This is a genomic window from Yersinia pekkanenii, from assembly GCF_001152565.1.
GTDB lineage: Bacteria > Pseudomonadota > Gammaproteobacteria > Enterobacterales > Enterobacteriaceae > Yersinia > Yersinia pekkanenii.
The window spans coordinates 1-8,466 of sequence record NZ_CQAZ01000038.1 but is presented as its reverse complement, the minus strand read 5'-3'; the positions used below and the strand labels follow the sequence as shown (position 1 = coordinate 8,466).

The following is an 8,466-nucleotide window of genomic DNA, read 5'->3' as shown; positions in this document are numbered from 1 at the left end:
ATTTTTCATTCAGGAAGTAATATTACTTCTTGTAAGCGTGAGCTTGGTTGTCAAGACGTTGGTTAGCACGTGCTGCATCGTCTTTAGCTGCTTGAACGTCAGAACGGATTGCGTTCACGTCGTTGCTCAGTTGGTCAACTTTAGCGTTCAGAGTCTGAACGTCAGAAGACAGTTGATCGATTTTAGCATTGCTTGAACAACCAGCCAGCATAGTAGAAGCCAGAATTACCGCGCCCAGTACAAGTTTAGTACGATTCATTATTAACACCCTCTAGATTAAGTTAATCTCCATGTAGCGTTACAAGTATTACACAAAGTTTTTTCGAAAGAGAATAAATTTTTAGTGTTAGGGGGGTTTATTTTGATCGTTCGCTCAAAGAAGCATCTTGTTTTAAAAAAAATTTAAAAAAACGAGGCAAAACAGCCGGATTCTATGGGACAAGTCTTATTTAAAAAATGACGATAGCGCCATTAGGATAAAGTGGATTTTTCAGAAAGTGTATTTGGCCGGCTTTAAAAAGAAAACGCCGCTATTGGCAGCGGCGTTTTTAATTAGAGTGCGGTGGTGTAGGTTGGGCTTATAACACGTGCACTGAAGAGGTATTAGTGGTGCCACTTGGTACCAGAGCACCGGAGACCATCACCACAACGTCACCTTTCTGTGCCAAACCGCTGGCCAGAGCCGCTTCTTTACCGATGCGATAGAAATCATCAGTTGAAGCAATTTTATCGACCAGTTGAGTGACCACGCCTTTAGTCAGAATTAACTGGTTAGCCGTGATTTTATTGGTGGTCAGTGCCAAAATGGTCGCGGTCGGGAAGTATTTACGCACTGATTTTGCTGATTTGCCGCCGTTGGTGGCAACAACGATCAACGGAGCGGTCAGTTTTTCTGCGGTTTCAACAGCACCACGGCAAACGGCTTCAGTGATCCGCATTTTACGGTTGTCGTTCAGCGTCTCGATGCGGCTAGGCATAATGCGGTCTGTACGCTCACAGATGGTCGCCATGATGGTGACAGACTCTAGCGGGTACTTACCCTTGGCACTTTCACCAGACAGCATCACGGCATCTGTACCGTCCAGAATGGCGTTAGCAACGTCGCCAGCTTCTGCACGGGTAGGGCGTGGGTTCTTGATCATGGAATCGAGCATCTGAGTTGCAGTAATGACAACTTTGCGTGCACGGTTACACTTCTCAATCATCATCTTCTGCGCGAAGATAACTTCTTCAACCGGGATCTCAACGCCCAAGTCACCACGGGCAACCATGATACCGTCGGAGGCTTCCAGGATTTCGTCGAAGTTATTCAGACCTTCCTGATTTTCGATTTTAGAAATGATCTGGATGTGCTCACCACCATGTGCTTTCAGGTGTTCGCGAATTTCCAATACGTCTGAACGTTTACGAATAAAGGATGCGGCAACGAAGTCCACGCCTTGCTCACAACCAAAGATAAGATCAGCTTTATCTTTTTCAGCCAATGCAGGCAGTTGGATAGAAACACCTGGCAGGTTAACGCCTTTGTTTTCACCCAGATCACCGTTGTTCAGCACTTTACATACCACAGCGCTTTCAGTGACTTCAGTCACTTCCATGCCGATCAAACCATCGTCAACCAGAACGGTGTTACCAATTTTCAGGTCAGCAGCGAAGCCTGGGTAAGTCACAGCAACGATGTTGTTGTTGCCGATCACGCTTTGATCCGTGGTGAAGGAGAAAGTCTGACCTGCAACCAGAGCCGCATCTTTACCGCCTTCCAGTTTCATGGTGCGGATTTCAGGGCCTTTGGTGTCCAGCAGGATGCCAGCCTTGTGGCCGGTTTTTGCCATAACAGCACGGATATTCTTGATACGTTGACCATGTTCTTCATAGTCACCGTGGGAGAAGTTCAAACGCATAACATTCATGCCAGCATCAAGCAGTTTCGTCAGCATTTCTTCCGATTCGGTTTTTGGACCGATAGTACAAACAATTTTAGTCTTTTTCATGACGGATTTTTTCTATAAGTTGTGATGGATAAAAAGCAAAATTTCCGTTAAATACAGCAACGGAGTGAGATCTGATTAGTGTCTGGTGTAGCGAAACGTTACCAAGAAGCAAAACATTACTAAGAATAGATGACAGTTGCGGAAGTTGAGCAGAAAACTTTAGCACGAGGCTAATCGCATGATCGATGTACGATGGCATAAATGTGAGTTGTATTTTTTTAGCGTATCTATAGATCAAGAGGCTGAAACCATTCAACTGAAACGACGGTTCGTATTATAAGCGGTAACTAACGGGAAATGAAATAGAAAACAGAAACTCATTGCCGTTTTTTATAAAAAGGGAGTGTTCGTGGCGCAAACACCGAGAATAATACACATTTTGTTGCGCAACGGGTGTGTTTCTTAACATTTCAAACAACTATGTTGCTGAAAAATAGGGTGAAGGTTGTGGGTGCATTAAGTGGTTTTACTCACCGGAATTAGGGTGCTGGCGATAGATTATCAACCGATTGTGTAAACAAGGGGAGGGGAAACAAGAAACTGCGGAGTGGTGCGTTCTAATGGACTCGAACCATCGACCCCCACCATGTCAAGGTGGTGCTCTAACCAACTGAGCTAAGAACGCATTAAGAAACTATCAATCTAAAATTTCCGGTAAATACCAGAGTGGTGCGTCCGAATGGACTCGAACCATCGACCCCCACCATGTCAAGGTGGTGCTCTAACCAACTGAGCTACGGACGCACATTATAGCGAGTATGTTACCCTTTACTCTTGTTACCTGCCATCAACACTGGCAGCGGGGACGGATATTAACGAACCGCCCGTCTGCTGGCAAGGGGAAAAACACAATATTCATCGCAAACTCACGTAATTGCTGCGCTTTTACCCATTGCGCTGTTTTTTCCCCCACCTTTATCGTTTTACTTTTATCGTTTTACTTTGGCGTTAATCGTCAGCATAACCTGCCTGCGTTTAACGCCGCGACATTGTCGCCGTTAGTGTGCGGCTTTTTGTAGAATAAAAGCCGGTGGTTGCTTTTGTAACCAGTGGATACGCAGTGCCATTAAAATCGCCGCAACGGTCAGGCCAATAACAAACCCTATCCAGAAACCACCAGGCCCCATAGCAGGAACGATATAATCCGTCAGCCCGAGCAGATACCCACTGGGTAACCCCAACAGCCAATACGAAGTAAAGGTAATAAAGAAGATCGAACGGGTATCTTTATAGCCACGTAACACACCGCTACCAATCACCTGAACGGCATCAGACAACTGATAAATTGCCGCCAATAGCATCAAATGGGAAGCCATCATAACCACTGCCGGTGTTTTGTTGTACAGCAAGGCAATATGCTCACGGAACATAACAGTAAACACCGCAGTCACACAGGCCAGCATTAAACCGACCGCGATACTGGTATAGGCGGCAACTCTGGCTTCATCAACCAAACCCTGACCCAGACGGAATCCGACCCGAATAGTGGCGGCTACGCTCAGCGACATTGGCAACATGAACATCAATGAGCTAAAGTTCAGCGCAATCTGATGCCCGGCGACCGCGACAATGCCCAGAGGCGAAACCAGCAATGCGACAACGGCGAATAACGTTACTTCGAAAAACAGGGCGAGGGCGACAGGCAGGCCAAGGCCGCCTAAACGTTTCATCACCTGCCAGTCGGGTGCCGCAAAACCTTTTTCCAGTTTGATATCTTGTTGCGAGCGCGCACGCGTGACGTACCAACGCATCATCAGGAACATCACCCAATAGACCGTGCCGGTTGCCACACCGCAACCGACGCCACCTAATGCAGGGGCACCGAATTTACCGTAGATGAAAATATAGTTAATCGGAATATTAACCAGTAAACCAATAAAGCCGATAACCATCCCCGGTTTGGTTTTAGATAACCCTTCGCACTGATTACGCAGGACCTGGAAGAACAGATAACCGGGCGCACCCCACATAATGGCATGCAGGAAACCAACGGCTTTATCTGCTAATACAGGGTCAATATTGTGCATTTGCCTAATAACGTGATCGCTATTATATAGAACAAACATAATTAGCAGCGAAACGAAAAATGCCAGCCAAAAACCTTGCCTGACTTGATGGGCAATCTGATTGCGACGCCCGGAGCCGTTAAGTTGAGCCACGGTGGGGGTCAGCGCCAACAATAAACCGTGGCCGAATAATATCGCCGGTAACCAGATGGAGGTCCCCACAGCGACGGCGGCCATATCGGTTGCGCTGACAGAACCGGCCATAATAGTGTCAACCACACCCATGGCCGTTTGTGACAATTGCGCGATAACGACGGGAATAGCGAGAGCCAATAAGCTACGCGCTTCTATTATATACTTCTGCACGTATGCACCTTTTTCTACCTGTCGCCCTTCAATATTCAGGGGGTTGGCTGCCCTTGCTCACCCCTGTCACTTAGTTATCTAAGCTGCTGGGGATTAATGAGCCTCGGTAAGGCTCACCCTGCGGGCTAGCATGGATGCTGTTCAAACCGGTTTTCGACCGATTGGTCACCTGGTTGCCGCCTGCCTGTATCTCGAAGTAACTTGGGTATAACCTAGTTGTGATGTCAATAACGACTATTTATCACGCAATGGCTGATAAATAAAATAGCGGAGAAACGATAAAGGATTGTACCTTCTCATCGCGCTTAAGCAATCCTTGTCATTAAATATCAGCGAAATATCTCGTATGCATTTTTTTAGTCTAAGTGGTTTGGTTTTCCTTATCTTCTGAGGCAAAATCAAGGCAGATAATATTTCTTTTTATAGATAACTGATAAGAGGCATGGCGTATGTTTACCGGTATTGTTCAAGGCACCGCGCCCGTGGTTGCCATCGATGAAAAAGCCAACTTCCGCACACATGTGGTAACAATGCCAACTGAAATGTTGCCTGAGTTAGCCTTGGGTGCTTCTGTTGCCCACAATGGTTGCTGTCTAACCGTTACCGCAATTGAGGGCAATCGAGTTAGCTTTGATTTAATGAAGGAAACGCTGCGCATCACTAATTTGGGGGATATTAAGCTTGGCGACGTGGTTAATTTGGAACGGGCAGCTAAATTCAGCGATGAAATAGGTGGGCATCTTATGTCCGGGCATATTATTTGTACTGCTGAGATTGCCAAAATATACACATCAGAAAATAACCGTCAGATTTGGTTTCGTATGCCCAATTTTGATTTAATGAAATATGTATTACACAAAGGTTTCATCGGCATTGATGGTATCAGTCTCACTATTGGTGAAGTTATCGGTAACCGTTTTTGCGTGCATTTGATTCCAGAAACATTATCGCGCACCACCTTAGGCAATAAACGACTGGGTCATCGGGTGAATATCGAGATAGACCCGCAAACGCAGGCAGTGGTGGATACTGTCGAGCGAGTACTGGCGCAGCGTGAGATTGCGGCTGTGGCGACGGTAATGGATAACGTGGTTCGTGAGTAACGCGTAGCCTTAAAGTCGAGGACGTGATTAATAATAGGACAGGGTGGTTGTATACCCTGTCCTATTATCAGTATTAACGTGGAACCCGGATCCCTCCTTCTACGCCATTTGGGCTGAATAATACTTGCCACAGTTGGATATCTCTGGCACGAAATGCCCCCGCGCAAGCATTCAGATAATAGCTAAACATCCGCTCAAACCGTGATGAGTAACTTTCGGCCAGACTCGGCCAGGCGGCCTGAAAACGTTCATACCATGCCATCAAGGTCCGGTCATAATCTGCGCCGAAATTATGCCAGTCTTCCATAATGAAATAAGGCTCGCTGGCCTGAGCAATATGTTTTACTGACGGCAGACAACCGTTGGGGAAAATATATTTATCAATCCATGGATCGACATTCAAATCGGTACGATTAGCACCGATGGTGTGCAGCAAGAATAACCCGTCAGGTTTTAAATTACGGTTTACCACATCAAAGTAAGTATGATAATTCTTCGGTCCAACATGCTCAAACATGCCGACAGACGCAATGCGATCGAACTGCTCATTCAAATCACGGTAATCCCGCAGCAAGATAGTGACATCCAGACTCTCACAACGTGCTTGCGCCAATTTTTGCTGCTCGGCAGAAATGGTGACACCGGTGACGGATACCCCGAAATGACGGGCAGCATAAGCGGCAAGCCCACCCCAACCACAACCGATATCCAGCAGTTTCATGCCGGGTGCCAATTGCAATTTCTCGCAGATCATACGCAGCTTATTTTCCTGCGCTTGCTCAAGGGTGGTAGCGTCTTTCCAATAGCCGCAAGAATATTGCATATTTGAGTCGAGCATTAAGCTAAACAGATCATTACCCAGATCGTAATGTTCTTTCCCGACAATCCAGGCTCTTTTCTTTGATTGAAGGTTGATAATACGGGCGGCAGCAATACGCAAAGTATCTTTGAGATGGTGTGGCAGTTGGTTTTCCAGACCCGCGCTGAGAACCCGCTGGAAAAAGATATCCAAGCGTTCACATTCCCACCAACCGTCCATATAACTCTCACCTAATGCTAAAGATCCTTCTTGTAATACTCGTTTGAAAAAGTCCGGGTTATTAACTCTGATGTCGAAAGGGCGTGAACCATTGACTTCAATATCAGCCCGAGCCAGCATTTCTTGTACAATGCGAAACCACGGATTTTCTTGAATGTTCTGGTCTTCTATACAGGATGAACTCATAGCATCTCCATCACTTTCTTCTGACTTATGACCCGCGTTAATGGTGAATATACGCAGATACATACCAATAAGGTTGTTGTGACCTTGGTGTCTGAGATCCATTACGGACAGAGGAAGATTAAGCCGAAACCCCAATTATATTTAGCTTTAGGGCAACTCATCCATAAGAGTAAATGTGACGCAATCCACGCGCACAGAAGATGTTTAAGATAATGCTTTTTTTTAATGGTATTGTGACCGGTTAAACCGAGTATAGACTTGCCGGGACGCTTTCTCAATAATAAATCGTTCCCGGCCGGTATGTTCCTTAGTGACTATTTCTATTAAAAATTATGACTTCTCGCCACTATAGTCTACGCCATCAGTGTTTTTTTTCTTTCTGTAATGCGCAGTAATGAATGCCATAACCCAATAGTGCCAAAATAGCCGTCGAGAGCATTACAGTCACGGTTGCCAGTAAGGGATAACTGATATAGGCCGATACCATCATACTGGCGATAAAACACAAACCTAGCTGAAGCGTGTTTTGCAATGCTGCGGCCTTACCGGTATTAGCCGGAAAAGGCATTAATGCATTCGCTACGATAATAGGGTAGCAGGCACCATTCACTAGCGCCATTATGCAGAAAGGAATAAGTAAGGTAACCAGTGTTGGTGTTGTTAAAGTGGCTATCAGATAGAGCGCAATCATGCTAGCAACATATCCCGCCAACAGCCACGGTAGCAGGGTATTTCCGTTGATACGTGTCAGCGCACTGCGGTAACCAAACCCACCCAACAGGAAAGCTAACGTCTGCGGAACATAACTCAAACCAATAACATTTGGGCTATATCCCATATCACTCAAAATAAAAGGTGAACCGGTTAACCAGGCGAAGAATCCGGCACTGCATGCGGCAAACATCATCACATTGCCACTGAATGTTGGTGATTTCAGTAACTGCCAGAAACTAATCGCATTTTTGCTGTGAGCGGCACTATCGGATGCGGATTTTTTCCGCTCTTGCAATAGCACCGTCGGGATCAGCAGGATCAATGTGGTGATCAGCAAAACGACAAAAATTGATCGCCAGCTAAAGTGGTTTAATAACCAGGCACCTAACAATGGCGCCAACGCTGGAGATAACGCCACCAAAGGCATAATGGTGGCAAATACACGGTTGGCTTTGCCATCACGATAACGGTCTACCACTAATGCTTGCCAGCTAACTGCAGCAGAACAGACCCCTACAGCCTGAATAAAGCGCAGAATCAATAACTGTGTGGCATTTTCAACCCACAGAATGCCCAGACAGCCAATAGCAAATAGCCCTAATCCAACTAACAGCACCGGTTTCCGGCCTAATTTATCGGATACTGGTCCCCAGATAAGCTGAGCAATGGCAAAACCGGCGAGAAAAACACTCAAACTGGCGCTAATCGCACCGGCGGAAGCTTGCAACTCTTGTTGCATTGCGCCAAAGGCGGGTAAATACATATCGGTGGCCAGATAACCTAACATGCTCAAACCGGCCAGATAGAACATAAAACGGGATGACGTCTTCATTTTTATTTCTCTTCATCATAATTTTGCAGGCAAACGTTGTTGTTGTAAGTCGCCAGTTGTTGTAGGTCAATAATGGTTGTAGGTAAATAATTTCGCGGAGGGCATTCTATCCGGCGAGATCTTCTGTTGTAAAACGGTAATATTTGCAACATCCTATCAATAAATTTGATGGCAATAGTACTGAAGGGCAAAAGGCAGGTGTTCCGCCGGTGATAAATGCTCCCCGCCA

7 protein-coding genes and 2 tRNA genes are annotated in these 8,466 nt (G+C 46.0%); 1 reads left to right on the top strand and 8 read right to left on the bottom strand.

Annotated elements, in window-relative coordinates:
- Positions 1-22 precede the first annotated feature (22 nt).
- From AEP37_RS17100 to AEP37_RS17080, 5 genes are all read right to left on the bottom strand, one after another.
- Positions 23-259 carry a major outer membrane lipoprotein gene (locus AEP37_RS17100; RefSeq protein WP_005165631.1) on the bottom strand — a complete coding sequence of 79 codons (237 nt, stop codon included), beginning with the start codon at positions 257-259 and terminating at the stop codon, positions 23-25.
- Positions 260-578: 319 nt separating this feature from the next.
- Entirely contained in the window at positions 579-1,991 is a 1,413-nt protein-coding gene (gene pykF, locus AEP37_RS17095) for a pyruvate kinase PykF (protein ID WP_049614492.1), read from the bottom strand.
- A 548-nt stretch (positions 1,992-2,539) separates the two neighbouring features.
- Positions 2,540-2,616: transfer RNA gene (locus AEP37_RS17090), tRNA-Val, on the bottom strand.
- Positions 2,617-2,658: 42 nt separating this feature from the next.
- Positions 2,659-2,735 (bottom strand) — tRNA-Val (locus tag AEP37_RS17085).
- A 254-nt stretch (positions 2,736-2,989) separates the two neighbouring features.
- A complete protein-coding gene (locus AEP37_RS17080) occupies positions 2,990-4,363 on the bottom strand; it encodes an MATE family efflux transporter (RefSeq protein ID WP_049614491.1) in 1,374 nt (457 codons plus the stop codon).
- Positions 4,364-4,812: 449 nt separating this feature from the next.
- On the opposite strand from AEP37_RS17080, the gene AEP37_RS17075 reads away from it, so the two are divergent.
- Positions 4,813-5,466, top strand: a complete 654-nt coding sequence (locus AEP37_RS17075; RefSeq protein ID WP_049614490.1) for a riboflavin synthase — start codon at positions 4,813-4,815, stop codon at positions 5,464-5,466.
- Positions 5,467-5,539: 73 nt separating this feature from the next.
- On the opposite strand, the gene cfa is transcribed toward AEP37_RS17075, so the two are convergent.
- The 3 genes from cfa to AEP37_RS26980 form a co-directional block, all read right to left on the bottom strand.
- Positions 5,540-6,691, bottom strand: coding sequence for a cyclopropane fatty acyl phospholipid synthase (cfa, locus tag AEP37_RS17070; protein ID WP_049614523.1), 1,152 nt, complete (start codon positions 6,689-6,691; stop codon positions 5,540-5,542).
- A gap of 361 nt (positions 6,692-7,052) precedes the next feature.
- Positions 7,053-8,237: a purine nucleoside transporter PunC gene (punC, locus tag AEP37_RS17065; protein ID WP_049614489.1), complete on the bottom strand. Its 1,185-nt coding sequence runs from the start codon at positions 8,235-8,237 to the stop codon at positions 7,053-7,055.
- A gap of 2 nt (positions 8,238-8,239) precedes the next feature.
- The coding region (locus AEP37_RS26980; RefSeq protein ID WP_209435166.1) for a hypothetical protein at positions 8,240-8,466 on the bottom strand (227 nt) is incomplete at its 5' end.